Raw genomic sequence first — 24,958 nt, 5'->3', positions numbered from 1 at the left:
CAGATCCGGATATTGCCGAATAATGCTGAGCCCCCAGTGGGTCCCAAAGCTTTGACCAATCAGTTGGATGGAGCGGTAGCCAAGACTGCTAGCGATATCATTAACATCTGCAGCCATTTCTTCAACGTTCAAACCTTGCAGGTTGACGCCGGCTGCCTCAAGCTTTTGCCGGCAAGCAGCCAGGCTGGCTTGAAGGGCTGCTTCTCGTTTGCCCGAATTCAGGTGATCTGCAAGCGGCATCTCAGGCATTGGATCGCAGCTTGTGTTTCCAGATGTTTGAAAGCCACGTTGGCCAGGGATGATCACATCGGCAATTTTTGTTAAAGGCGCATAGAAGTATGTATAGTACGATGGGTCTTCCAACAACTGAGATGCCGGCTCAGTGCCTGGGCCTCCGCGTAGGATGAAAATAGGCGGGGTGCCAGCCATGGCTTCAGGGGCCCGGCTTAACCGAACAAATTCCACTGCCCAGGTTGTGTCTGAGGCTGTATTTCTGTTATGAGGCACCTCAATCATCCCCAGTTCATAACTAACAGTTGTGCTGTCGGCCATTACGAGGGTTTTTGTCTCAACCGTCACCTGGCGCTCGATAGCCGGCTTTGTTGTACAGCCGGCGAATACCGTGCAGAATACGATCAGGGATATACGCTGTGTAATGTGCTTCATCTTAATTCTCCTCTTTGGATTGGTTGAGCAACAGTTTTCGCAACAGCTGCTCGAGTGCGCTTCTTTCTTCTGATGAGAGGGAATTGACAAACTGTTCAGCTTCGCCAAACCGGGTTGTGATGGCCTTGTCCACCAACACAATGCCTTTTTCAGTTAACTGTACCGATCGGCTCCGCCTGTCATTGGGGGTGGGGACCCGCTCGATGAGGCCGGCGCCCTCCAGCCGGTCCAGGCAAGCGGTCAGCGAGCCCGACTGGATCAGGATGGCTTTCAGCAAGTCGGCCGGCCGCAAGCAGAAAGGGATACCCGACCGACGTAGCGTTGCGAGTACATCCAGGTCCGTATAGCCAATGCCAAAGTCTGCAAGTACCGCGTGCGCGCTCTTCCGCATAAGCTCACCCAGCAGAATTGTGCGGCCAACAATTCCCATCGCGCTGCTGTCCAGTTCGGGCCGTTCAGTCTGCCACGCTTGCTGCAGTTTATCTATTAAGTCTAAATGCTTCATGTAAACAATCTAGGTAACAAGTATCTTGAAGTCAAGACAAATTAATATAATTGACTTTGCAAAACTTGCAATACCCTGCAAGTCTGTAGGCAAAAGTTCTGTCGTGTTTAGATAAAGTTTAGGGGCTTGTTACACTTCTGTGAAGGATAGCCGCAAAAGTCGCCGTAATCTGTGGCTGTTCCGTTAACACCCAAACAAAAAAGTTCTTAAAATGAAAAAGAGTTTATTCTTCTCACTTCTTGCAGCGCTCGTGCTCGTAGGATGTTCTGACGCCCTTACTGAAGTTGAAAATGAAGGCCCTGTAGCAGCAGGTGCTTCTTCTGATGGCACGTACTACACGTATGAAGTTGCTGTTAGAAATATCACAAAAGGTCAGCCATTCACACCTCCCCTCGTAGCGACGCACAATGCGCACATCGACATGTTCAGCGTAGGTTACAAAGCGAGCAACGGCATCCGCCAGATTGCTGAGAATGGAAACCTCGGCCCCCTCGATGAAGCGCTGAATGCAAGCAGCAATGTAGCTGATGTAGTAATTGCAGTGGCAGGCACGCCACCACCTGTAATGCCAGGTCAGACGGTCAAGTTTACGATCAACACCAAGCCTGGATATGACTACATCTCATTTGCCAGCATGTTGATTTGCACCAATGATGGCTTCACAGGCCTCGATTCCCAAAAACTTCCACAGCACATTGGCGAGTATGCCAGCTTTGGTATCCGCGCTTATGACGCAGGTACAGAAGTAAACACGGAAGATTTTGCTGACATCGTGCCTCCTTGCCAGGGCCTCGTAGGAATTTCTTCTGACGATGCTGGCACAGGCGAATCAAATCCTGCACTTTATGAAGGTGGCGTAATCAAAAGCCATCCTAACGTACAGGGTGGAGATGATCTCGTACCTTCTGTACATGGTTGGAGTGATCCGGTAGGCAAAGTGCGCGTTCGTCGCATCAAATAAGCCTGAAGCTTTCCCCGCCGGGAAACGAAAAAGGGGTGTGGTGCCAACAGGCGCCACGCCCTTTTTGCATTTTCAGGTGGAATCAAATTGTTTTTTTTGTGAGTAGTTTGGCAGAATGCAGGTCAAACCTGTAAATTCAGACGCATTTAGTTTGATGCAACGCTTATTTCACGAATCACTACAGAAATGTTTAAATTTAAAACGCTATCTATTTTGCTCCTCGCTGGTGCGCTCTTTACGCTTGACGTAGCAGCTCAGGATCTGCATGAGTCCCGCCGGCTGAGCCCACTTGGCATGGCCCGCGCTTTTGTTGGCGACACCTACGTTAAGGTAACTTACGGCCAGCCCTACATGCGTGGTCGCGACAATATTTTCGGTGAGGATGGTGCAATGCATCCCAATGGCAAAGTATGGCGCTTTGGTGCCAACGAACCAACTGAACTTACCCTTGGTGGTGACCTGAAGGTTGGCGATGCTGTTGTGCCTGCCGGCACCTACAGCATTTTTGCCACCCCTGGGGCTGATAGCTGGATGGTGCATATCAACGACTTCCGCGGAGGTGGTGCAGGTGGCTACAAGGCCGATAACAACGTGGCCTCTTTTGAAGTCCCTGCAATGACAAAGGAAGAAGACAGAGACCAGTTTGGTATTGCACTGGAAGAAGTAGAGGGTGGCTTGCACATGGTGGCCGGCTGGACCAACTGGGAAATCCGCGTACCGATCATGCCGGCTAACTAGCCTTGGCCTTAATGTCGATTTACATGTAGAAAGGCGACTGCAGTTGTGCGGTCGCCTTTTTGCATTTTACATGAGGGTTGGTAATACGTTTGCCCGGTTCGTCGATTACTAAGCCTGTCCCTGTACAGAACTGCCACTGTTTTTGCTGCCCGGCTGATTGAGTACACTTAGCCAGTGGTCAACTTCCGCTGTGAGGGTATTGATTGTTTCTTCTGAGTCACCCATGCTAATAGCAAAGTCGAGCAACTTCTTGGCATTTTGGCACATCCGGAGCGCTTCTGAACGCTCTTTTGCCGTGGTGGGTGATTTGAACGGCTGCTCTGTTGGTTCATACTTAATGCCACGGGCAGCCATTTTGGCTTTCATCCGCTGAATGGACAGGCTCAGTTCATTAACCTGTTTGTTCATTTGTTTGGATGCAACATCCGGGATGCCCTGCATCAGGTTCTCCAGGGCTGAGATAAGTTCGCGTTCCGTTTGTATTTGCGTTTTCTTGCTGCGTATCCACTCGTCGAGCATCGAGCCCAGGATGGATCCGACAAAGAACAAGCCGATGGCCAGTAGGCCGGCTGACAGTTTGGAAACCATCAGTTTCTCAGCTGTGATAATAGCAACACCAGTCGAAAGCGCGCCAAACGCAATCGACAGCGAAGCTCTTGAAATAGCCTTTGATAGTGCAGACATAGGATGGGTACAGGCTAAAAAGTGCGCTTTTCAGCGCGCATTACAGGATAAACAGGATAAACAGGATCACGAGCACACTGCCGACAAGAAGCGTGATGGATACGCTCAATCGGTCAGCAACTTCTTCCTGCTGTGTTACCTGGTCAATGGTAGGGTTGGCAAGTGGGTCATTGCTTCGCATCAGCAAAACAACTCCCAGGGATGTTATGGCGGCAAGGAACGTGAACAACAGCAAGTGATCAAACTGCTTGAATCCGTTACGCACGCCCCAATAGTGGTTATCCGGCAAATTGACAATGCGCTGCTCTAACCGCTCGACGTAAGACACAAGGCTGTCCTGCCGCTGGCTGAGGTAGATCACATTGTTATTGGTAGCATGCATAGGTTCTTCGCTTGGCATCATCACGCGGAGCGTGTCGAGCCCTTCAAGTACATTGCCCTGGCCTGATTGCAGGTTGTTGAATTCACCTTGAAAGGTGCGTTCGAGCGACTGAATCCGGTTGTTGAGCTGCCTGAACTCGTACTGGAGTTCTGCGCGCTCAGTTTTCAGGTCCGTGATGGTTGTTAACAGGGAGTCGACGGACCTGAGCATTATCTCACGGTCTGTGCTATCTATACCTGTAGTGGGTTGTGCAATCACGGCCGGCGCCATGCAGACACCTCCCAGTATTGCTGACAGATACAGCACCAGTACACTCCTTTTCCGCTGCAACATAGTGTTAAACCCCTTTCTTGTAGGCATGGGCTGCACTTTGTCAGCCGTGATGTCTAACCAAAAACTGCATCAAGGGGCATAAAAAAATCGTTATGAAAACACAGTGCTGCTGAAAATGAAACGGGAGAAGCTTGTGAAGTTGAGTTTGGAGGGCATGCTGAACGATATTTGATGGCTGGCATGACACCTTGAATTGTGTTGGGCGGTAGCCGTTTTTTCTGTCTGCCGCATCCTCCCACGTAGCCATTGTTATTTGGCATTAACCCGAGAGACCATGAGCAAAAAGTCAGGCGTAAAATTACACGACTGGGATAGCATAGAAGAAGAGGCGCTCTCTTCTTTGATTACCCGCAAAATGATGTGGGGAAAGCATGTAATGTTGTCTCAGGTTTTTATCAAAGCCGGCGGCATTGTGCCCTTGCATCAACACGAAAACGAACAGTTTTCCTACATGCTCACCGGATGCATGAAATTCTGGTTGGAGCGTGACGGAGGCGAAGAAATCATTGTACGGGCGGGGGAGGTGCTACATTTGCCACCAAACGTACCCCATGGCGCCGTTGCGCTTGAAGATGCGATGAGCCTGGACGTGTTTAGTCCGCCCCGTGCCGACTGGATCGCCGGCACGGACGCATACCTTCGTGGTGAAGACGACTAACCCACTTTTTTGACTTTGACTTTGGCCGGTTTGGCCCAGTCGTCCCACAGCCGGTCGATGAGTGCTTTGTCGGGCTCACCATCCATTACCACAAAACGATAGGCTGCTTCGTAAGGTTTGCCCGGGCGGATCGTCCAGTCACCTGCCTGTGAAGGGGCCCAGTTGAAGAATGGCTCGCTTGGATGGATACGCATGGGCTGCGGGGCCCTGAAATTGTCTGGGTGGCTCAATATGGCTACGCCGGCAAACGCGCCATCAACAAAACCGCCGATGTGGCACCAGCGCGCGCGGGTACCGTGGCCTTCGAGACGGCCTTTGCCTTCTGAGGTAAGGAAGTACGTGTTTTTCACGCCTTCCCATGCATCATGTCCCCTGAACCCGACGCCGCCATACCGATATTTTGGCAGCGTAAGGAAATTATCGGATGCGGTGGTTTGGGTTACGCGCAGTTCAAACAAATGGTAAGGTGTGTCTTCATCCTGGACGGCAAAAACGCGTGTTTCCCAGGTTTCGTTGAGCACGTCGACCGGTTCATCTGCAGATAGGTCAACATACCGGTGCCGGCCCACAACGCCGCCCATAACAGGCCCTTGCCAGGTTGTATCCATGTTTACAGGCTCTACGGTCCCGGTGCCGTTCCCCATATTCCAAAAATCAGGTTTTCGCCCCTGAAATCGCGTGTTTGTCCAGGATGCCCAGATGCCATGGTGGTGCACATGGTTAGACGGGTAGTCGTTGGTAACGAGGATACCTGAAGGGGTATGCACCGGATGAATGTAGCCCCCTCTGCGATAGATCTGATCGATGTTGTTGCGAGGCAGGATGGTCTTTGCGTTGTTATACGTGAAGATAACAGTACTGTCTTGTTTGAAAGCAACATCTCCGGCAGTTGCTTCAGCGATGACGCCATTGGCGCCAGACGTAGTGGCTGGCTCACCTTCGTACAGCGAGTACGTGGCTTTCTGTCCGGCTTTGAGGTCTTCCAGAATAAACCATCCGTCGTCGTTGACACGCTGGACAGGATATTGCTTGCCCACGACGTTTTGCAGGTAAAGTGGGCCTGGCGAAAGGTCATCCGGCAGGGTGAACGAGACGACAGATTGTAGCCTGTCAACTTTGCCGGCTTCCACAGTCAATTCATAAACAGGGTCTATTGGCGGACTTGCCAATAAAAGCAGGCTGCTCAAGAGCGGGAAGAGAATGTGTGATATGAACATGATGGGAGGACGTTGATCCAGTTGATATTTTAGGAGTAAACAAACGAGCAAGGGCAGTTTGTCACAATGACAATGGGGTCATTCTAAGGTCTTGGCGGCAAAATCAGCAGCAAGGGTTTTTACTGCCTTTTGTGGATCTGCCGAATCAGACAAAAAGGCAATGCGGTAGCGGAAGGTGGTGGACGCACCGGGCTCCAGCGAGTGGTTAAGCATTTCTTTGCCTTTACTAAATATACGTTGTCCCAGCGGATTTGCCGCAAAAAGGCCATATCCTCTTGCGTGCCAGTAGGTGGGATAGCCTGGGTTTTGAGGGTGATCAATGATTGTGATAGTTACGTGTTCATCATCTAGTTTACCTGAAAGCAGTGCCCAGGGAGATCGCTCGCCCCAAATAGCTGTGCCGCGTACGCCGGCCTCGTTCAGGTATTCGCCCGAAACGCCTGTGTTGTCGCGCACTTTTTCGGCGCGTGGTTGTCCATCTTCATCGGTAAGCAAAAGCGCCTCATTAGAAGGGTGCTCAAGCGCACGGGTTACGCGCACGGCAACCATACCTTCTTTGTTGTCGGAGAACACAACCGGCTCATCCAGTGCTGTAAGTGTAGTGGTGCGATCCATTATCCGACGGTCAGCAGCTTTTGTAAACACAAATGTGGTCTGTTCATGCAGAAGTGCAGCGCCGTCAGGGCCGAGCCAGTGTGCGGTTACAGTGAGGGTGCCGACATCATTACCATTTTTGATAGCGTCCACCGACTGGTGCACAATGCTGCCCATTTTGTCGAGGCGATCACCTGGAGTGTTGGTTGAATGATTCCAGAAATCAAAGCCGTTTACGTCGCCATAGTTAAACCAGTGGCCGGCGTGATGCGGGTGATCCACGCGTTCACCCGCCTTGCGCTCAAAGGGCCATCCTCGTGCTACGTTGTTGCCGTTGGCAGTGTTGAGCGGGTAGAGGATTGGTTTTTTGAGATCACTGCCGGCTTCGGAAAACAGGTAGGATGTAAAGTGGGCGCCATCGATGTATACGTCAACCCGTTTTTTCTCTGCCCGATGCACAATTTGTATGGCGTCCGGCCTGTCACTGCGTTCGTCTTGCATTGATATTGAAGCTTCTACACACGAAAATGTGAGGCACAAAATCAACAAACACAGCGTGCAGTAGCGCATAGGATAAATGGGAAGGCCGGGATTTAAATTGACCAGGGTTCTCTGTAAGCAGGCTGCAGCATGCGATCTGCTACATCATTACCAGAGATGCGTTCTTGTTCGCCATCCCAATTGACCTGTTGTCCGGTACGATAGGCCAGGTTGCCGAGGATTGCGATACTTGTTGAACGGTGGCCTGTTTCTATGTCGCAAGTTGGCGTGGCACGGGAAACAACGCACTCAAGGAAGTTGCCGATATGCCGGCTGTGGGAGCCGCCTGTTCTGTTTTGTCTGCGTGTTGGCCTGCCGTCACCTTCCGGGTAGACAAACAATTCGCTTCGGTTTACTACCAGGGTGCCTTTGCTGCCATGAAAGGCAATGCCATAACCCATGTCTTCCAGTCGACGTCCGTTGGTTGTTCTGTTTTCGTAGGTACAGGTGAATTTGTCGAACTGAAAGGTGGCCTGCAGTGTGTCTGGTGTTTCCCGGTTGTCTTCAAGCAGGTATTTGCCTCCGGAAGCTGTTACCGTGTTGGGGTATTGCTGCCGCATTACCCACAACACGATGTCGAGTAAATGGACGCCCCAGTCGGTCATCATGCCGCCGGCGTAATCCCAAAACCATCGGAAAGAAGAAAACCGTTTGTAGGTGTATGCTTCGTCCTGGATAGCGCCAAAACGGTTTTCATTAAACGGCACAAGCGGCGCGGGGCCCAACCAGCGATCCCAGTCTAGGCCTTCAAAAGGTGCAGCATCTGCAGGGTTGCCAATGCCATTGGGATAATTGTTGCCATAATTCCAGGTGCGAACAAATGTCACATCGCCAATTTTGCCTCCCTGGATCAGATCTTTTGCGGCAATGAACACTTCATTTGATCGCTGTTGGGTGCCGACCTGCACAATACGGTTGTGCGCTTTGGTAGCCGCTACCATTTTTCGACCTTCTCCAACGCTAATCGAAATTGGCTTTTCCACATACACGTCTTTCCCCGCTTCGCAGGCATGGATGGCATGGAGCGCGTGCCAATGATCTGGTGAGCCTACAACAACGGCGTCGACACCGGGAAGGGCCAGCAAGTCTTCATGTTTATGAAACGTAGCTGCGTCCGGTACCTGTTGTTTGGCAAAATCCAGGTTCTTTTGATATACATCGCAAAACGCAACCACATCAGCACGGCCGGGATGGTCGCTTAGTAAGTTACGCAGGTGGTTACGAGACATGCGCCCTGTACCGAGAAAACCCACCTGTACACGGTTGTTGGCACCAGCAATTCTGCTGTAGCTTTTTGCCGTTTGCAGCGGTGCAGCGGCAACTGGCACGCCAGCCGCAAAGGCTGCGGAGCCAGCCGCCATTTTTTTTACAAAAGTGCGCCGGGTTTCACCTTGTATTGCAGCATTTTTCTCGTTGGTCGCTCTGCCTGCCTTGGAATGCATAGGCTTCATTTAAAAAAACGGGTTACGGGTTGGCGTTAGATCCGGGTTTTGAGCTCCATGGCGTCCGGGTCCCACATAACTATTTGCCGCGATTCGTAGCTCATGTTCGTGAGGAGTGCCGGCGCTGCAGCACGCAAGCCGAAAGCACCATCTTCAACAACGGTCCCTTTTTCTCGCATTGCCGTAAAGAAGTTGTTGAAGTGATCATACCGGTCGTTGTAGCCACCGGGCGCACGGTACACTTCTTCTGTATACCCGCGCAACGAAGGACGAACTGGCTCTGGATACTGCTGCCGGTATTTTTCGATGGCCTGTTTCTGGATGGACTCCTCGAAGGTACCAACCGAATAACCGGGTTCGCTACGTGGGGCGAGCTTTGTCAGCATCACGTTGTTCGAGTTAATGGTAATAACACCTTCACTACCAATAAATCGGAATTGTGTACCCCCGCCAGCTCCATCTGCAAAGTTTACCTGCAGCGACATGTTGAACGCAGGGTGCGTGTCTGTTTTTGGATAATCATACATGCCCAGCATAATGTCTGGGACATCCCGTCCGTCTACCCAATAGCGCAGTCCGCCCGTAGACATAACACGCTCGGGGCCATTGGAGTCGAGCACCAGGTGAATGCCTGAGAACAAGTGAACAAACAGGTCACCCGGTATGCCGGTACCGTAATCCTGGTAATTGCGCCACCGGAAAAAACGGGTTGCATCAAAGGGACGTTGCTGGGCGTGACCGACGAAGGTGTCCCAGTCGCAGGTCTCAGGTGAAGCATCTGGCGGGATGGTGTATTGCCATGCACCGAGTGCCGAGTTACGATTGAGTACCGCTTCAACCATATTCAATTCACCAATGGCGCCGGAACGGTAAAGGTCGCGCGCTTTTTCATAGAGCAGTGAGCTTACGCGTTGACTACCAACGATGAGCAGGTTACCCGTTTCTTTTTCTGCCTGTAGAATGCCGGCTCCTTCCTCAATCTTTTGCACCATCGGCTTTTCGCAGTACACTGCTTTTCCAGCTTTTAGTGCTTCGATGGTGATCCGCGAATGCCAGTGGTCCGGAGTTGCGATGATTACCGCATCGATATCGGGTCGTGCAAGAATTTCGCGGTAGTCACGCGTTGTAAACAGCTGGTCTCCATAAACCTCTTTGGCGTGTTTGAGTCGGCCATCATAACAATCGGCCGCTGCGACAAACTCAACACCGCCTACCTGGAGCGCTGTGCGTGTATCTCCATGCCCCATACCACCGAAGCCAATGGTTGCAAGGCGAATCATGTCGTTCGCCGCATATTGCTTCTGTTGGTGCGCACGAGAGAGCAGGTGTGTTTTTGAGGTCAGGATGTTTGGTGCTACGCCAGTTGCCACGGAAGAGGCTGCTGCGATGCGCAGGAATTCCCGGCGTGAAGTTGAGTTAGCCATGGTATTGTTTGGTCTTGGGTGGAAAGGGTAGGGCCGGCTGTTTACAAGCCAAGGCCATCGCGTACGCCGCGCATATAGGCAAAAGATTGCTGCATACCTGGGAGCGGATCATCAGCAAAAATTTCGTATTCCAGGTTCACATAGCCTTGGTAATTCATCGCTGCCAGCTGCTTGAAAATTGCAGCAACGGGCATTTTACCTGCGCCGATAGCAACCTGTGAATCGCGATCCATCATATCGGACAGGTCTTTCATGTGCATATCCAGCACCCGATCTCCCGCATCTGCGATAGCTTCAACTACGTCTACACCCGTCCTGGCTGTGTGGCCAACATCAACACAACATCCTACGCGCGGGTCCATGTCCTTTATGATAGCAAGCACATCGCGAGGGGCCGGGAAGTATTTATCTTCGGGGCCATGGTTGTGCACGGCGACCATGATGTCATATTCCTTGACAAACTTTTCGATACGGGGCAACACTTCGGGCTTGGGCGCAACCACCATCAGGGGCATCCCACACAGGCGGGCGTATTCAAAATTTGCCCGCACGTCTTTATCTGTATCTTTGTGCATGGTAATGGTGCCTCCACCAACGATGGTCAGCCCAGCTGCTTCAATTTCTTTTCTGCCGGCCTTCAGCGCTGCCGGAGAATCTTTATGACGCAGGTGAACGGATTTGATGTTGATGTACTTCGCGTCCAGTGCAAGGCTCATTTCAATGGCTTCTTTGCGATTGAATTTGCGCAAGGAATAGCTGGCTACGCCAAGTTTGATGGCACTTTTTTGTGCACCGCTAACGGATTGAGGTGCTGGTATTATTGCCGGCGCTTGCACACCGACACCCAGCGCAGCAGTTGCTACAAATCCAGTTTTCAGAAATTGCCGACGGTTTGAGTTACGCGCTTCCATGTGCTTGTGTCTGGAAAGTGGTGTGGAAAAGAGATTGCTACTGCGTACAGCGTGCACTAAAGTCTGCGAACTTTGAGGTTTCTGTACCACACGTCATCGCTATGATCCTGCAGGACAATGTGTCCTGTTCTCTTGGCGCCAAAGTTTTCGATGGGGGCATACTTGCTTGCCGCGAGCAGCGAGTCCATGCGCGGCGTACCGAGGTCGTATTCGAGTACCATCTGTCCGTTTAACCAGTGTTCACCATGCATACCGTCAAAAATGATGCGTCCATGGTTCCATTCGCCAATCGGATTTACAGCTTTGTTTGTGGGACTGATAAGGTCGTACAGGGCAGAGGCTGTCCGGTTGGTGCCGTTGCCCATTTTAGCATCCGGGTGCCCTTCATCTTCCAAAACCTGGTACTCAAATCCCAGCGGGTTGCCGTCAGACATTTCTTCGACCACATTGTATTTAATGCCGCTGTTTGCTGCCGGCGCTACTTTCCATTCGAAGGAGAACTCAAAATTCTCAAATTTCTCGAGGGTAATGATGTCGCCGCCGTCGATCGGTTGACCGTCGTCCATTACAGGCACTTTGCCTGTCGCAATTTTGTGGATGGTGCCATCTTCAATGGCCCAGTGCGCTTCTGGCACGTGGTCTTTGCGGTAGCCGCGCCAATTTTCCAGTGACGCTCCATCAAATAGCAGGATCCAGCCGGCGTCTTCTTCAGCTGTTGTGAGCGTGTTGGGAGATGTGACCGCGTCAGCATTCATAGCAACGTCAGCTTCTTCCGCTGATGGCTGGCAGCCAGCAAACAGAGTAAGCATCAAGCAGCAGGCAAGACAGCAAAGAATCCGGTATGGGTTTGTCATCGGGTTGTACGTCTTTCGATAGGTCCTGTTAGGTGGTTCAACTGCACAGGGGGCGGTGGTGGGTTGGCTGACCCTGGTCAGGATATGTTTTGTAAAGGAAAGATAAAATAAGCCTGGGCTCAAGGTGTGTCAAATGAAGACGATGAACCGGATAGGAGGCAGGGCAGCTATCCTGTTTGTGGCACTGTAATAATATGGGGCATTCGACAACCTAACAATAGGACATGCACAAAATCTGCATAAACAAAAAAGCCTGCACGTTACCGCGCAGGCTTTCAGGATAACGCAAGCACTCCAGGCCGCTAGGAGCATGGAACTACAGCAAACGTTATCGTACATGAATATCGGCAAGGGGCACGCGTGCTTAAACCGCGTGCTTGTAAAATAGATAGGGTAAATAGAGATGCATACAACACAGGCAATTGACTATAAGGCACGGATGGCAACGGGGTTGACATATGACGAATATCTTGCTACGTGGCAGGCGCATATGGCGATGCCGTTGAAGGGGTTGGATAAAAATGCACGTAAGTATCTCTTTTATGCCCGGTATAATGCCGAGCGTTCCGGGCGGGTGGAATCTGAATACAAGATGGATCAAAAACTGGCCGATTTGATAGATTCTATTGCTGCGCCGCAAGACTGGCTTATACTTACAGAGGACTGGTGTGTGGATTCTGCGTACGCTTTACCAATAATTTCTAAAGCCGCAGCGCGTAATCCGCATATTAATTTGCGTATATTACTGCGTGATGACAATTTGGACATCATGGATCAGCATCTGACCGATGGGGGACGTAGTATCCCAAAACTGATTGCTTTTGGCGCTGAGGGGACCGAGTTGTTCCAGTGGGGACCAAGGCCTGATACCTTGAAGCAATTGCGTGAAACATGGAAAGCTGCCGGCATTGAAGGCCCCAAACTCTCTGAGCAGGGAGTTGTGTGGTACGAAGAAGGCGGCTGGCAAATGGTGGAGACAGAGCTGATCGATGCCATCGCTAACTCTGAAGTATTAGTTTAGATAAATGATAAAAAGCAACGAAACGTGGACAAGAACGCACGATCTTGCACTCGTGTATGTGGCCCTTGCTTATGGTACGGATAACGCCTTGAGTGACGAGGAAGTGGATACCATTATGGGGACGCTTCAAAAATGGGAAGCAGAGCTCACGCGCGAAAATGTACAGGAAATTGTACTAGAAGCTATCGCCATTTACATGCAGGAAAATGCGAGTATCGAAGTAACCCGCACGATCCGTACGCTGAGTAAATCGCTTTCCGAAGCTGAGCGCAAGCAGGCCCTGGAAGATGTTGTGCGTATTGCTGAGGCTGATGGCGTATTGTTGACCAGTGAAAGCAGCCTCATTACGTCTCTTGCCGAAATTTGGGGTGTAAAAGCTGATGCACAAACGTTGCTCGAGCAAACGAGTGCCACTGTTGCTGATGATCCCTCATGGAGTTTGCTCCACGACATGAGCTTGATTTGTATTGTCCTCGCGCATAGCACCGACAATGATCTTGCAAGCAGTGAAATCAAAGCCATTCTGGAACGTCTCCACCGCTGGCAGCCCGATCTCACCGATGATGCGCTCAACAAGGTTGTTAGTGAAGCCCTGAATTTTTACTCTTCGCAGCCTGACCAGGAAGCACTCGAAGCCTCTGCACGGGCGATTAAAGATACGCTGCCGCCTATTCAGCGCATTGCTTTCCTCGATGACCTTACACACATCGCGCACGCAGATGGTGTATTGAATGACAACGAGCAGGCGATGATCAAATCGTTGTCAGAGGGGTGGGGTGTTGAAGTGAAAATCAAATCAGAATCTGCCTGATTTTATTGTACATAGGTGTCTTGTAACCGGCTTAATATTAGCAAGATTATAAGGCACCTGGTGTAACATTACACGGATCCTTCCGTTGTTCAATATACCGTTGAACAACCCACGTCGTTTATGTCCAATCAGATCCGATATCGTCTCCAGCCGGCCTGGTGGGTGATGACTGTGCTTGCTATTGCCGTAGCAGGCTACGCCTTTGTTTTTCCTTTTATCGATAAAATGGGCGACTCAGGCATGCGCGAAAAGTTTGCCAGCATGCCGCTGGCTGCCTGGGGTCATATGATATGGGGCGGACTTGCACTATTGATCGGTCCGTTTCAACTAAACAAATCGCTTCGCAGAAACTCGATTGGTCGACATCGCTTGCTTGGGCGCGTTTATCTCATTTGTGTGCTCCTGTCGGGTATTGCTGCGTTGGTGCTTGCATTTTCAGCAAACGGTGGCCTGGCAGCTTCACTCGGCTTTGCCGGCCTCGGTATTGGATGGCTCGTTACAGGAGCTCTTGCGTTTACCACGATCCGCAAGGGGGATGTTGCTGCGCATCGTCGCTGGATGATTCGCAACTATGCCTTAACGCTTGCAGCGGTCACGTTGCGTATTTATTTGCCGGTTGCCATGGTCTCCGGATTACCCTTTGTTCCTGCCTATATTGCCATTTCCTGGCTGTGCTGGGTGCCTAATGTCCTGGTTGCAGAGTGGTATTTTATCCGCCGGCCCGACAAACGGTCTGTTCGCAGAGCGGTTGCTTAGCGCGTGCTGTCGGGAGGCAGGTTATGGAAATTCGGATTAAAAAAGGTAAGGGAGATGTGCATGCGCTAACCTGTATGCGGGCTGATGGCACGGCTACGTGGTCAAAGCTGAAAGGTAGGTATGGGCCGGCGCACGATCTTGCGCATTACGTTGTAGAAACGTCGCTTGGGAACTTCGGTGGATTTTATGGTCTGTTGATGCAGGGCCATGACATTACAGATTTTGAGGAGCGAGAGGATCGCACATGGATTGGTACAGAAGGTCTCTATATCGAATGTGTTGTAATGGGATTACAGTACATTGCCAGCGGTGTTGACGCGCCATCAGCCTTCAATACTATGGTTGAAGATGCCTGTAAACGGCAAGAAATACCTTCACGTATCGTTTTTTCAGCCATGCACGTGGCAACCCTTGTTTCGCGATATCAGGATAAGCTGTACGAATGGAATGCGCTTCAACCGGGGCAATCCATGGTGTTATCATTTCCTGACAAGGCCCTTGAGGTAGCGTTTTAACGGGCATTACAGAGCTTTGGCATCATAAATGCAAGGTCTGTAGACTTCAATCTTCTTGCCCTATTCACCTTGTTTTGGTGTTTGGAGGACAACATTTCTCCAGGAAGTGGATTGAAGACCTTTCGATTGTCACAACGGTGGCAACTATCATTTACTGCGCTTAACGGGATTTACTCGGACAGAATCCACAGAAGCTGCACCAGATGCAGTTTTTTTTGCCGTGCTGAAGGCGTGTGTTTGTTTCCACATCACGCGTGCCTCAAAAATCTCTTTACAGCCCATCCGATGTTTGCTGGTAGAATCCAGCAGGGCACGGCAAAAAAATACTATGATTACTTTTGATACGCTTGGCCTTGCCAAGCCGGTAGCCCGTGGCGTTGCGTCAGCGGGTTATGAAAAACCAACGCCTATTCAGGCAACCGCTATTCCCGTAGCCCTTGACGGCAGAGACTTATTCGGGAGTGCCCAGACGGGTACTGGTAAAACGGCAGCTTTTGTACTGCCGCTACTCGATCGTCTTGTTCGTGGACACAGGCCAGATAAAAATCGTAGACGTAAAGTCCGCGCACTGGTTGTTGTACCGACACGCGAATTGGCGCTTCAAGTAGACGAGTCTGTCCGCAAGTATGCAAAACATACGGGCATTAAATGTCTGTCTGTATTTGGTGGAACGGGTATGTTTCAGCAGATCAAGCGGCTCCGCCAGGGAGTGGACGTGCTTGTTGCGACCCCTGGTCGCTTGCTTGACCATATGGAAAGAGGCAATGCACGCCTCGGCGATGTTGAGGTGCTGGTGCTAGACGAAGCGGACCGGATGCTCGATATGGGCTTCATCCCTGACATCAAGAAAATTGTGGCTTCGACCCCACGTGAACGTCAGACCATGTTTTTTTCAGCTACGATGCCGCAGGCTATTAAAAAGCTGGCCAGTAGCATTTTGAGTGATCCTGAGTTTATTGAAGTAGGCGAGCGTCGTTCGCCGGCTAAAACGGTCAAGCAGCGCGTTTGTGCGGTGAAGCAGGAAAACAAAATGGCCCTGCTGACGCATTTGCTGAAGTCTGAGCCTATTGAAAATGTAATTGTGTTCTCGCGCACAAAACACCGGGCCGACCGGATTGCGCGCCGGCTTTCAAAAAGTGGATTTGCAACAGCAGTGCTCCATTCAAACCGAACCCAGGGACAGCGTGAACACGCTATCAAGGGATTCCGTCGGGGCAAGTACCAGATTATGGTTGCCACCAACATCGCAGCCCGCGGCATCGATATAGATAACATCTCTCACGTAATCAACTACGATACGCCTGAGCAGCCGGAAGAGTACATTCACCGCATCGGACGTACAGGGCGCGCTGAAAGCCAGGGAGATGCCATTACTTTTGTTGGGGAAGGTGAAATCACCTACCAGAAGAATATTGAGCGCCACGCCAAAAAACGCCTCAAACATTTCGAAGTAGAAGGGATCACCGAAATGCGTGGACATCCCATCACCATCGAGCCTAAGTCTGTTCGTGGAGGGGGCAAAAAGAAACGCTACGGCGGTAAGTCGAAAGGAAGCGGCGGAGGTAGCCGGCCTTATCGTGGCCGCAAAGGTGGTCATGGACGTAAAAAGAAGTCGAATAACGTCAGTCCCAAGTTTGCTTCCTGATTAAGTTGTTGCACGCAACACAGGGTGTTGTTGCCAGATAGATGGCCGGATGGATGCTTTGGTGTTAAGCTGCAGTATTTTGTCCGGCAGTATCTTGCCCGGCGGTATCTTTATCTGTGCTGTCTTTGTCGGCGGTACCCGCTTCGGTGCCATCTGTACTAACAGCGCCCTGTATTGGCTGTGTTTGCGTGAATATCGGAAAGCTGAGTATAAATGTGGATCCTACATTCTTCTCGCTTGAGGCATCCAGGTTGCCTTGCATGAGTTCAGCAAGGCGTTTGGATATGGACAGGCCAATGCCAATGCCTTCATAAGAACGGGATATGCCATCGCTTTCCTGAACAAATGCGTCAAACAGACGCGGCATAAATTCGTTTGCGATTCCAATACCTGTATCTTTGATCATGATCGAAACCAAATCTTGCTCAATGTCGAGGTCAATGGAGATTTTGCCGTCGTGTGTGAACTTGACAGCATTGTCGAGTAAGTGATCCAGGATGCGTTTTATCGCATATTCATCAGCTTCGATGTGTACAGCCTCTTCACCAAGAAAAGGATAGAAGAGCAGCCCTTTATTGCGAATAAGGGGCTTGAAGCGGTCAACTGCGTCTTTGGCTACGTCAAGTAGATTAACAGGTTGGATATTGAGCAATACAGCATCGTGCTCAAGATTAGAAAGTTCTACTACTGCATCGAGGGTGCTTTGCAGGCGGTAGGCACTTTGCTTGATGAACCCAACAAACTCCTGCATCTGCTCGGGGGCATCCATTTCTAGAATTTCGGCACTGCCCATAATGCCGGCAATTGGTGTTCTAAATTCGTGGTTTACATTGTCGAGAATGTTCGATTTTAATCGCGATGAGGTTTCTGCTTTCTCTTTTTCCACCAGCAATTCTTCTTCGTAGGCAAGGCGCTCTTGTAACATCTGCGCCAGTTGGTCTGCTACTTTTTGCTCAAGGTTGTCATTAAGTCCTTTTAACTCCTTCTCCTGATGCCGCATAATCATCAGGTTGCGCGCCCGCACAAGCAACTCCCGTGCATTAAACGGTTTTGCGATGTAGTCATCCGCGCCCATTTCCAGGCCTTCAATTTTGAGGGCGTTGGTAGCTTTTGCCGTCATCAGGATAACCGGGATGTGGTCATAATCCAGGTTTTGCTTGATTTGTTTACACAGTTCATTGCCGTCCATTCGCGGCATCATAACGTCGCTGATAACCAGGTCCGGATTAATTGATGCAACCTTTTCCAGGCCATCAACACCGTCTACGGCAGTATGGACAGTGTACTGTGCAGACAGGATGCCGCTGACATATTCTCGCACGTCATCGTTGTCATCAACAACCAGGACTACTTTGTCGCCAATCATTTCATCTGGTTGGTAAGCCGGCGTAGTGTCTGCCTGCTGTTCGTGGTCGAACGCCGTTGATTCGTTGGCCATTTCGGTGACTACATTTATTGCATCCGGAGCAATGATGTCGTCTCCCAGTAAAGCAGTTGCAAGCTGTTCTTTTTCGAGGTGGTTACTGCCTTTGGGGAAGTGGATAATAAATGTTGTGCCTTCACCTACCGTGCTTTCTACCTCAATCGTTCCTTGGTGTAGCAGCACCAGTTCGTGTACAAGTGCTAGTCCGATGCCTGTGCCCTCAAACTCCCTTGTATTGGAGCCGTCAACCTGATGGAATCGGTTAAAGATATGCGCAAGATTCTTTTCCGGGATGCCCCGGCCACTATCGCTCACCCGAACAATCACAGCGCCTTGCTCAAACGTATCTGAGGGTGCTGTTGTCGTTACGGCCATCGTAATCTGGCCTCCCTCAGGCGTAAACTTCAGGGCATTGGAGAGCAGGTTGAAAAACACTTTTTCCAATTTATCAGGCTCGTAGAAAAGGCCGATTTCCTCTTCCTGGCTGTCGAAAACGAGGTTGATCTGTTTCTTGTCAGCCAGCGGTGTACAAGAGAGTACAACGCTTTCGAGGAACTGCACAACATTACGGCGCTGGGCGCGCAATTCCATTTTGCCGGCTTCCAGCTTCGATAGATCTAACAACTGGTTGATGAGCCGCAGTAAACGCTGGGCGTTGCGCAACATGATGCCTACCTGGCGCTTCATGTTTTGCTCGAGCATGCCGTAGGTACCCGTGAGTGCGTTTTCGAGGGGCCCGATGATCATGGTCAGCGGCGTTCTGAATTCGTGCGAGATATTAGCAAAGAACCGCGTTTTGAAACGATCCAGCTCTTTTAGTTTATCTGCCTGCGCTTCGATGACCCGCTTTGACGCCTCGGTGCGCTCTTTTTCTTTTCTGAGGTCGCGCGTGCGTTCTTCTACGACTTGCTCAAGGGCTTCCTGGCGCGCTTTCAGTTGCTGGATGCGCATCCGGTATATGAGAAACAGCAGGAGGACAACAAAAAGGCCGGCAGAGATCTTGAACCAGAGGGTCTGGTAGAAAAAGGGCTCAAGGTAAAACGAGACGCTTGCTCCTTTTTCATTCCACAAGCCATCGTTGTTCGTGGCTTTTACGTGGAAGGTGTATTGCCCCGGTGGCAGGTTGTTGTAAAATGCTTCTCGCCGGCTATCGGGGAGCGACCAGTTAGCATCTACACCCTCCAGTTTGTATTGAAATAGCACTTTTTCCGGGATGACCAGGCTGTTGGCCGTAAATGAAAGATGAAGCTTATTAGTGCCGGCTTCCAGGGAAATATTGCTATTGAGCGCGTACTGCTCGTTGTCGACCACCATCGACTCGATCACCACCGGTGGCGCTACGCGGTTTTTGTACAGGTTCGCCGGATCAACCTGCGCCAGTCCTTTAATGGTCGGGAACCAGAGTTGCCCGTCTTTCGATTTCCAGCCTGCTGGTTGCTGGCCGCCTGTTGCTTCTGCAGAGGGCAAGCCATCGTTTTTGCCAAAGGGAGTAGAAACAAGTTTGGCCTCTTCACCCCGTGCAATCTGTTTTAGTGTTGCTTTTGATACCCTGAAAATTCCTTTATTACAGGTCATCCACAGGTTGTCCGCATTGTCTTCGAGTATGACGTACACATTGTCGTTGTGCAGGCCGTCAGCAGTGGTGTAGGAAGTGAAATTGTTTAACTCAAACCGGTTTAAACCGCCGCCATAGGTACCAATCCAGAGTACGCCTTCTACGTCCTCGTACAGAGAGAGCACGCCGTCTGCAGACAGGCCGCTTTCCAAATTAAAGGCCTTGATTTGTCCATCCTGGTATCTGAAGAAACCGGCATCGTACGTACCAACCCACATGGCACCGTCATTGCTTTGCTCAATGGCCGTGATAAATGGACTCGGCACGCCGTCTGCTTCATTCAGTGTGCTGAACACGCCATCGCGGTAAATGGCGACGCCGGCGTCTGTGCCAATCCACAAGGCGCCACCTTTATCCGCTTTTAAGGCAAAAATATTGTTGCTGGGCAGGCCATCTGCTGCCTGGAATTGGCGCATCTGTGGCCCTTGCAAATAAAAGAGGCCTTCGCCGTAGGTGCCAATCCAGATGCCTGGACCACCATCACCCGTTACAGACAGAATTTCTTTATCTGCAAATGCGTCTTTTAGTGGGAAGTCTGTTGCACTGTTTTCCTGGATGTTTGTAAGTCCGGCTGCCGTGCCAATCCACATACCAAGGCCTTCTTGCTCGTAGACTGAATACACCCGGTTGTTTGCAAGGCCTTCTGTTGTTGTAAAGGGTGTAAACTTCTCGTTTCTGAGGCGATGAAGCCCTTTGCCGCGTGTACCGATCCAAAGGCTGCCTTCAGGATCTTGATGTAGTGCAAGGAGGTCGCCTTCTGCAAATTGGGTGTTGGCGTCGATGTCTGCATGGTGATCTCCTGACAGGCGGGTGAGTCCGCCTTGCGTGAGGGCAAGCCAGAGGCTGCCGGCGTTGTCTTCCAGGATTTGATTGATGTATTGCCCTTCGCCAAAGGCAACAGGGTGGCGCGAGACCGTTGTGTCGTTTAGCGTAAAAAGACCCTGGGTACGGGTGGCAATCCACAACGTCTGGTTGCTGTCCTGGAATAGGGTGGTGATAAAAGCGCTGTCGAGTTGGGCGAGGTCTGACCTGCTTAATTGGCCATTTTTGAGCTGGAATAAGCCGGTATCACTGCCCATCCAGTGTGTGCCGGCAGCATCGGTAAGCAATTCGCTGACAAAATCACCATCAAAGCCGGCTGTTTCACCGAACGAAGTAATCCTGTTGTCGTGAAGCCTGGCAAGTCCGCCACCATAAGTACCGATCCAAATATGCCCCGCCGGGTCTTCGGACAGCGTTGTGATATAGGGGCTGGGCAACCCTTCTGATTCGCCAATGTGGGAAAAGCCTTCAGTATCATACTTTACAACGCCACCGCCACGCGTGCCGACGTAAAGGGTGCCGTCAGACGCAGGAAGAACAGTAACTACGTCATTTGCTTTGAACGCTGGCTGGTTCATTTTATCAAAAACCACCATGCGTTTTCCATCAAACCGAACAAGCCCTTCTTCCGTACCTACCCACAAATAACCCTGTTGGTCGGTTGTGAGTGCGTTGGCTGAGTTTTGTGGCAGGCCGTCCTGGGTTTCCCAAACTTCGTGTACATACTGGGTGATTTGTTTACTTGTATCCAGTACCTGTTGGGCATGCGTAATTTGCGGCCACCCGGCAAGGATGGCAATAACGCTGCAAAGGGCTGCGATACGGCAAAAATATGCGGTCTGGTTGGGTGCCTGCACGCCAGTGTGGGAAAAGATTGGCAGGAAAGCGATTGCACATGGGTATCGACACCATCGTGATATGCTTAACAAATCAAGGTGCCGATTTGGCCGGACTTACAGAAAAGCAGAAAGGCAGCCCAAAACGAGGGCTGCCTTTGCATGCAAGAGTAGAAGAAAGATTATGTTATGGAGTTACAAAAACCGATTTGTTTGTGGTTGATGCCGGGGTATCCTGGATGATGGACTGGGCATTCAGCACAAGCGCACGCTCAACCTCATCTGGCGTTGCATTCGGATGCGCGGCGAGGTAGAGGGCTGCTGCACCAGCTACGTGTGGCGTGGCATGGGAGGTGCCTGAGGCAATAATCAGAGAGCCTTGCTGCTCATACTTGCCTGAAAGTGAGGCAATGTCTTCACCTGGCGCAAGGAGGTCGATTGCCGGCCCGTAATTGGAGAATTCAGAGAATTCACCATCACGTCCGTATGCACCAACCGTAATGGCGCCGTCCACGTGTGCAGGAGAAATTGTTGCAGCATCCATGCCTTCGTTACCCGCAGCTACCACAAATACAATCCCTGCCTCAATGGCATTTGCCACTGCTTCGTCAACTGCATTGTAAGCCGTGGTGCCAATGTCACCGCCGAGGCTCATGTTTACAACGTAACGGAATTTGGGATTCAGCGATTGCTGGTACATGATGTAGTCGATAGCGAGCAGCAGCGTTGTGACGTCTGTGCCACCATCTTTGCCGAGTACTTTTACGCTGTTGATCCCAATACCTGGCGCTACGCCGCGGATGCCTTCGTCGTTGTTACGCGCACCAATGGTGCCGGCGATCGGCGAGCCATGACCAATTTTGTCTTTGATTTTCTTGTTGTCCGGCAGTTTTTCGTAGGACTGATATGTACCTGAACGGCTGTCGTAGAAGCCGACAAAATCTACAGAAGATACCAGGTTGATTTCGCTTGATTCGGAAACACCAGAGTCTAAGACGAACACTTGCACATTACTGTTTTCCCAGGAATCGAGCGATCCGCCAACCTGCGCGACACCCCAGGGCAGCATTTGTGAGCTGTTAGAGGTTTTTTTGCTGCCGCTATTGATATCTGGAATGATGATGTCAGGCTCAACCCAGGCGACATCCTGGTCAGCTTCTAAATCGGCAAGCAAGTCGTTCAGAATATCTCCGTTGACTTCCAGCGTCACAGCATCAATGGCTTCTTCAAGTTCCGCTTTCACATTTATGTCATCACCATACTTGGAGATCACGCGGCGTGTAACATCGTATTTGGAGATGACACGACGCGTGACGTCTGCACCTGCGTAAGGAGACAGACCAACAACAAGGTGTACCGCGGAGGATGATGTGCCGGTTTCGTTGCTGTCTTCATCAACGTCTTTATTCTTATTCTTGTTGTTTTTGCTTGCGGACGCTGCTGCTGTAAACTCGCTTCTTGCGGCATCAAGTAGCTCAACATGCCGAAATTTGGTGGTTGCTGACAGGTCTGGTGCCGGCTTGGTGTCGATTGCTGACTCTGGCGGCGCATCGTGCACGCCAAATGAATCACAACCCTGCAAAAGGGCTGGGCTAAAGAAAATTAATCCGACAATCAGAAGGGTAACCCATTTCGGGGAGGACTTTTGGGTATTCATTCAGATTACTAGTATTGATGAATGGGGGGGATCTCATCTTCTAGCGGTTCTGGGCAGATGTTGCTTCCTTGGGATGAGGCAATACTTTCCGGATTCAGGCTACATCAAGAAGCGTGCCTGTGCTGGAATGCCGGGTTTGAAGGCCGATTTACAGGGGAATTACGTTGATATGACGGGTAAATACTAAACCCATGCTGTAAAAAAGGAGTGGCGTGCGAATGGCGAAGGGCTCGACGGGTTATTGGCTGTCCGGACGATCTTTGGCCTGGCCTTGCCATTCTGTTTCACGCTCCTGTGTTTGAGGTTGCTGGGCCTGGCCAAAAGATTGATTAAACGGCTGGTTAAAGGCATTGCCGCCAAACGGATTGGCTGTGAATCGAATAGATCCGTTAGCTTGCGCCGTTTTGAGTCGTTTTTGTGCGTAATTCCGGATCAGGGGGCGTGAAATGGGTAAGAGGCCCATAAATCCGACGAAGTCTGTAAGAATGCCCGGTGTGAGGAGCAGGGCGCCGGCAACAAGAATAATCAAACCATCAATAATTTGATCGCCAGGCAGTTCGCCTTTCTGCATTCTGCTGTTAAATTGTGTCCATACAGCCAGGCCTTGTTGCCGCGCAAGCGAACTTCCAAGTAAGCCTGTGATGCAAATAATTCCGATGGTTGGCCAAAATCCAATTTCTTTCCCAACCTCGATCAGAACCATCAATTCGATCATTGGGACAACAATGAAAAGGATGAGCAGGCGTGAAAACATAGGAAATAGCAGCTTTTAGGGAATCAGGTTTATATTCACTTTACGTTGCTTGCATCAGTATTTACGCGTGAGCCGGCAGAGAGATGCATGTGATTGTAACCCCTGTGGTTATTTCGACGTAACCACAAATTGTGTAAATTGACTTAAACACCGTTGCCCGTCTCACAGGTTTTCTGATTCGCATTGCCGCCAAAGCATGCTCCGTTGATCAAAACTTATACGCCTCTTATGGATTCTCAGCCAGTACAGGATATAGAAGCTGCTTTGCGCGAAATGGAAAACCTGGCAAAAGGGAGTGGCAATGATGCTGCCAAATCGCGGGCTTCTGGAAAATCATCAAGAAAGTCATCAGGGAAGCAATCCGTGAAAAGCAGAGCAGACGCTGCGCCGGCTGGGCCTGTAAAGCGATTTAATCCTTTTACCTGGCTTATTAAATCAATTGTAACCCTGATTGTCGTCGTGGCGCTTCCGTTTTTGTTACTGGTGCGCGTCTCGCTCTACTTGAATGTGGATCAACAGATGAATGTTTGGCTTGCGGTAGCTGCCGGGGTAGGGGCTACAACACTGGTGCTACTCGTGTATTCAGCGCTGCTTAGGCGTAAGTTTATGGGTACGTTTGCGATAACAGGCCGGATGTCGAAAATGCTACTCATGCTCGTACTCGTTTATAGCGGCTATTCCCTTATGTACCTGTCGGGTACCAATGTTAAGTCTGAAGAAGTAAAGTCTACCTACCTTTCCCTGCATCCAGCCCTGCGCATTGCAACAAGTACCCTTGTGCTGGCTGACCGTAGCCTTGTAGTAACCGATATGGGACGAACACCCGACGATTACCGAACCATGGGGCTGCCCGTGCTGGAAAACTCGCTGCATTATAAGCAGGAAAACGGCTATGTTGAAGCCGTAGATATCCGCACCCAGGGTAAACCAGAATGGGTCAATCAGATGGTGCGGTTTTATTTCTGGGCGATGGGGTTCAATACGCTAAGACATACGGGGACGGCTGATCATCTGCACGTTTCGGTTCCACAGGTTTAGGGGGATTCCGTTTTTTCGTGATGTCGTTTTGTTGTGATGTCGTTTTGTTGTGATGTCGTTTTGTTGTGATGTCGTTTTGTTGTGATGTCGTTTTGTTGTGATGTAGTTTTTTTGTTATTTCGTTTTGTTGTTATTTCGGTTTTTTTGCTTGCATTT

The 24,958-nt window shown here is 50.7% G+C and carries 22 protein-coding genes; 9 read left to right on the top strand and 13 right to left on the bottom strand.

The window, feature by feature from the left end:
• Together AAF564_14190 and AAF564_14185 are read right to left on the bottom strand one after the other, a co-directional pair.
• The coding region (locus tag AAF564_14190; protein MEM8486699.1) for a hypothetical protein at nt 1-666 on the bottom strand (666 nt) is incomplete at its 3' end.
• 1 nt (nt 667) lies between these two features.
• The gene (locus AAF564_14185; protein MEM8486698.1) at nt 668-1,171 is read right to left on the bottom strand and encodes a MarR family transcriptional regulator; all 504 of its coding nucleotides are present in this window, start codon (nt 1,169-1,171) and stop codon (nt 668-670) included.
• Nucleotides 1,172-1,382: 211 nt separating this feature from the next.
• On the opposite strand from AAF564_14185, the gene AAF564_14180 reads away from it, so the two are divergent.
• Entirely contained in the window at nt 1,383-2,132 is a 750-nt protein-coding gene (locus AAF564_14180; protein MEM8486697.1) for a spondin domain-containing protein, read from the top strand.
• Nucleotides 2,133-2,318: 186 nt separating this feature from the next.
• Nucleotides 2,319-2,870, top strand: coding sequence for a DUF2911 domain-containing protein (locus AAF564_14175; GenBank protein MEM8486696.1), 552 nt, complete (start codon nt 2,319-2,321; stop codon nt 2,868-2,870).
• A 108-nt stretch (nt 2,871-2,978) separates the two neighbouring features.
• Here the strand turns inward: AAF564_14175 and AAF564_14170 are convergent, their stop codons facing one another.
• Both AAF564_14170 and AAF564_14165 read right to left on the bottom strand, forming a co-directional pair.
• Nucleotides 2,979-3,554: a hypothetical protein gene (locus AAF564_14170; GenBank protein ID MEM8486695.1), complete on the bottom strand. Its 576-nt coding sequence runs from the start codon at nt 3,552-3,554 to the stop codon at nt 2,979-2,981.
• 40 nt (nt 3,555-3,594) lie between these two features.
• A complete protein-coding gene (locus AAF564_14165) occupies nt 3,595-4,296 on the bottom strand; it encodes a hypothetical protein (protein MEM8486694.1) in 702 nt (233 codons plus the stop codon).
• 247 nt (nt 4,297-4,543) lie between these two features.
• Between AAF564_14165 and AAF564_14160 the strand changes: the two genes are divergently transcribed.
• Nucleotides 4,544-4,927: a cupin domain-containing protein gene (locus tag AAF564_14160; GenBank protein ID MEM8486693.1), complete on the top strand. Its 384-nt coding sequence runs from the start codon at nt 4,544-4,546 to the stop codon at nt 4,925-4,927.
• Here the strand turns inward: AAF564_14160 and AAF564_14155 are convergent.
• The 6 genes from AAF564_14155 to AAF564_14130 all read right to left on the bottom strand — a co-directional run bounded on the left by AAF564_14155 (nt 4,924) and on the right by AAF564_14130 (nt 11,864).
• Nucleotides 4,924-6,144: a PmoA family protein gene (locus AAF564_14155; GenBank protein MEM8486692.1), complete on the bottom strand. Its 1,221-nt coding sequence runs from the start codon at nt 6,142-6,144 to the stop codon at nt 4,924-4,926. The genes AAF564_14160 and AAF564_14155 overlap by 4 nt on opposite strands.
• A 78-nt stretch (nt 6,145-6,222) precedes the next feature.
• The gene (locus tag AAF564_14150; protein ID MEM8486691.1) at nt 6,223-7,239 is read right to left on the bottom strand and encodes a PmoA family protein; all 1,017 of its coding nucleotides are present in this window, start codon (nt 7,237-7,239) and stop codon (nt 6,223-6,225) included.
• 92 nt (nt 7,240-7,331) lie between these two features.
• Nucleotides 7,332-8,720, bottom strand: coding sequence for a Gfo/Idh/MocA family oxidoreductase (locus tag AAF564_14145; protein ID MEM8486690.1), 1,389 nt, complete (start codon nt 8,718-8,720; stop codon nt 7,332-7,334).
• Between the two features lie 35 nt (nt 8,721-8,755).
• Entirely contained in the window at nt 8,756-10,144 is a 1,389-nt protein-coding gene (locus AAF564_14140) for a Gfo/Idh/MocA family oxidoreductase (GenBank protein MEM8486689.1), read from the bottom strand.
• A 41-nt stretch (nt 10,145-10,185) separates the two neighbouring features.
• The gene (locus AAF564_14135) at nt 10,186-11,055 is read right to left on the bottom strand and encodes a sugar phosphate isomerase/epimerase (protein ID MEM8486688.1); all 870 of its coding nucleotides are present in this window, start codon (nt 11,053-11,055) and stop codon (nt 10,186-10,188) included.
• Nucleotides 11,056-11,111: 56 nt separating this feature from the next.
• Entirely contained in the window at nt 11,112-11,864 is a 753-nt protein-coding gene (locus AAF564_14130; protein ID MEM8486687.1) for a DUF1080 domain-containing protein, read from the bottom strand.
• Between the two features lie 448 nt (nt 11,865-12,312).
• Between AAF564_14130 and AAF564_14125 the strand changes: the two genes are divergently transcribed.
• The 5 genes from AAF564_14125 (at nt 12,313) to AAF564_14105 (ending at nt 16,657) form a co-directional block, all read left to right on the top strand.
• A complete protein-coding gene (locus AAF564_14125; GenBank protein ID MEM8486686.1) occupies nt 12,313-12,930 on the top strand; it encodes a thioredoxin family protein in 618 nt (205 codons plus the stop codon).
• Between the two features lie 4 nt (nt 12,931-12,934).
• A complete protein-coding gene (locus tag AAF564_14120; GenBank protein MEM8486685.1) occupies nt 12,935-13,741 on the top strand; it encodes a TerB family tellurite resistance protein in 807 nt (268 codons plus the stop codon).
• Between the two features lie 120 nt (nt 13,742-13,861).
• Nucleotides 13,862-14,497 carry a DUF2306 domain-containing protein gene (locus AAF564_14115; protein ID MEM8486684.1) on the top strand — a complete coding sequence of 212 codons (636 nt, stop codon included), beginning with the start codon at nt 13,862-13,864 and terminating at the stop codon, nt 14,495-14,497.
• A 23-nt stretch (nt 14,498-14,520) separates the two neighbouring features.
• Complete coding sequence (locus AAF564_14110) at nt 14,521-15,012, top strand: hypothetical protein (protein MEM8486683.1); 492 nt, start codon at nt 14,521-14,523, stop codon at nt 15,010-15,012.
• A 328-nt stretch (nt 15,013-15,340) separates the two neighbouring features.
• Nucleotides 15,341-16,657 carry a DEAD/DEAH box helicase gene (locus AAF564_14105; protein MEM8486682.1) on the top strand — a complete coding sequence of 439 codons (1,317 nt, stop codon included), beginning with the start codon at nt 15,341-15,343 and terminating at the stop codon, nt 16,655-16,657.
• 64 nt (nt 16,658-16,721) lie between these two features.
• On the opposite strand, the gene AAF564_14100 is transcribed toward AAF564_14105, so the two are convergent.
• The 3 genes from AAF564_14100 to AAF564_14090 form a co-directional block, all read right to left on the bottom strand.
• Nucleotides 16,722-21,374 carry an ATP-binding protein gene (locus AAF564_14100; protein MEM8486681.1) on the bottom strand — a complete coding sequence of 1,551 codons (4,653 nt, stop codon included), beginning with the start codon at nt 21,372-21,374 and terminating at the stop codon, nt 16,722-16,724.
• A gap of 166 nt (nt 21,375-21,540) precedes the next feature.
• Complete coding sequence (locus tag AAF564_14095) at nt 21,541-23,010, bottom strand: S8 family serine peptidase (GenBank protein ID MEM8486680.1); 1,470 nt, start codon at nt 23,008-23,010, stop codon at nt 21,541-21,543.
• A 238-nt stretch (nt 23,011-23,248) separates the two neighbouring features.
• Nucleotides 23,249-23,764 carry an FxsA family protein gene (locus AAF564_14090; protein ID MEM8486679.1) on the bottom strand — a complete coding sequence of 172 codons (516 nt, stop codon included), beginning with the start codon at nt 23,762-23,764 and terminating at the stop codon, nt 23,249-23,251.
• A 228-nt stretch (nt 23,765-23,992) separates the two neighbouring features.
• Here AAF564_14090 and AAF564_14085 point away from each other — a divergent pair, with 228 nt between their 5' ends.
• A complete protein-coding gene (locus tag AAF564_14085) occupies nt 23,993-24,802 on the top strand; it encodes a hypothetical protein (protein MEM8486678.1) in 810 nt (269 codons plus the stop codon).
• Nucleotides 24,803-24,958 lie beyond the last annotated feature (156 nt).

The sequence above is a fragment of the Bacteroidota bacterium genome, from assembly GCA_039111535.1.
Lineage (GTDB): Bacteria > Bacteroidota > Rhodothermia > Rhodothermales > JAHQVL01 > JBCCIM01.
The sequence above is the reverse complement of the archived record's forward strand: the minus strand, read 5'-3'. Positions and strand labels throughout refer to the sequence as shown.

What these genes read in the sequence shown, in the direction of transcription:
- AAF564_14115 (MEM8486684.1), top strand. Translation starts at nt 13,862, where the DNA reads ATGTCCAATCAGATCCGATATCGTCTCCAGCCGGCCTGGTGGGTGATG.
- AAF564_14120 (MEM8486685.1), top strand. Translation starts at nt 12,935, where the DNA reads ATGATAAAAAGCAACGAAACGTGGACAAGAACGCACGATCTTGCACTC.
- AAF564_14145 (MEM8486690.1), bottom strand. Translation starts at nt 8,720, where the DNA reads ATGCATTCCAAGGCAGGCAGAGCGACCAACGAGAAAAATGCTGCAATA.
- AAF564_14090 (MEM8486679.1), bottom strand. Translation starts at nt 23,764, where the DNA reads ATGTTTTCACGCCTGCTCATCCTTTTCATTGTTGTCCCAATGATCGAA.
- AAF564_14165 (MEM8486694.1), bottom strand. Translation starts at nt 4,296, where the DNA reads ATGCCTACAAGAAAGGGGTTTAACACTATGTTGCAGCGGAAAAGGAGT.
- AAF564_14140 (MEM8486689.1), bottom strand. Translation starts at nt 10,144, where the DNA reads ATGGCTAACTCAACTTCACGCCGGGAATTCCTGCGCATCGCAGCAGCC.
- AAF564_14125 (MEM8486686.1), top strand. Translation starts at nt 12,313, where the DNA reads ATGCATACAACACAGGCAATTGACTATAAGGCACGGATGGCAACGGGG.
- AAF564_14130 (MEM8486687.1), bottom strand. Translation starts at nt 11,864, where the DNA reads ATGCTTACTCTGTTTGCTGGCTGCCAGCCATCAGCGGAAGAAGCTGAC.
- AAF564_14160 (MEM8486693.1), top strand. Translation starts at nt 4,544, where the DNA reads ATGAGCAAAAAGTCAGGCGTAAAATTACACGACTGGGATAGCATAGAA.
- AAF564_14095 (MEM8486680.1), bottom strand. Translation starts at nt 23,010, where the DNA reads ATGAATACCCAAAAGTCCTCCCCGAAATGGGTTACCCTTCTGATTGTC.
- AAF564_14185 (MEM8486698.1), bottom strand. Translation starts at nt 1,171, where the DNA reads ATGAAGCATTTAGACTTAATAGATAAACTGCAGCAAGCGTGGCAGACT.
- AAF564_14170 (MEM8486695.1), bottom strand. Translation starts at nt 3,554, where the DNA reads ATGTCTGCACTATCAAAGGCTATTTCAAGAGCTTCGCTGTCGATTGCG.
- AAF564_14085 (MEM8486678.1), top strand. Translation starts at nt 23,993, where the DNA reads ATGGATTCTCAGCCAGTACAGGATATAGAAGCTGCTTTGCGCGAAATG.
- AAF564_14110 (MEM8486683.1), top strand. Translation starts at nt 14,521, where the DNA reads ATGGAAATTCGGATTAAAAAAGGTAAGGGAGATGTGCATGCGCTAACC.
- AAF564_14135 (MEM8486688.1), bottom strand. Translation starts at nt 11,055, where the DNA reads ATGGAAGCGCGTAACTCAAACCGTCGGCAATTTCTGAAAACTGGATTT.
- AAF564_14155 (MEM8486692.1), bottom strand. Translation starts at nt 6,144, where the DNA reads ATGTTCATATCACACATTCTCTTCCCGCTCTTGAGCAGCCTGCTTTTA.
- AAF564_14150 (MEM8486691.1), bottom strand. Translation starts at nt 7,239, where the DNA reads ATGCAAGACGAACGCAGTGACAGGCCGGACGCCATACAAATTGTGCAT.
- AAF564_14180 (MEM8486697.1), top strand. Translation starts at nt 1,383, where the DNA reads ATGAAAAAGAGTTTATTCTTCTCACTTCTTGCAGCGCTCGTGCTCGTA.
- AAF564_14105 (MEM8486682.1), top strand. Translation starts at nt 15,341, where the DNA reads ATGATTACTTTTGATACGCTTGGCCTTGCCAAGCCGGTAGCCCGTGGC.
- AAF564_14175 (MEM8486696.1), top strand. Translation starts at nt 2,319, where the DNA reads ATGTTTAAATTTAAAACGCTATCTATTTTGCTCCTCGCTGGTGCGCTC.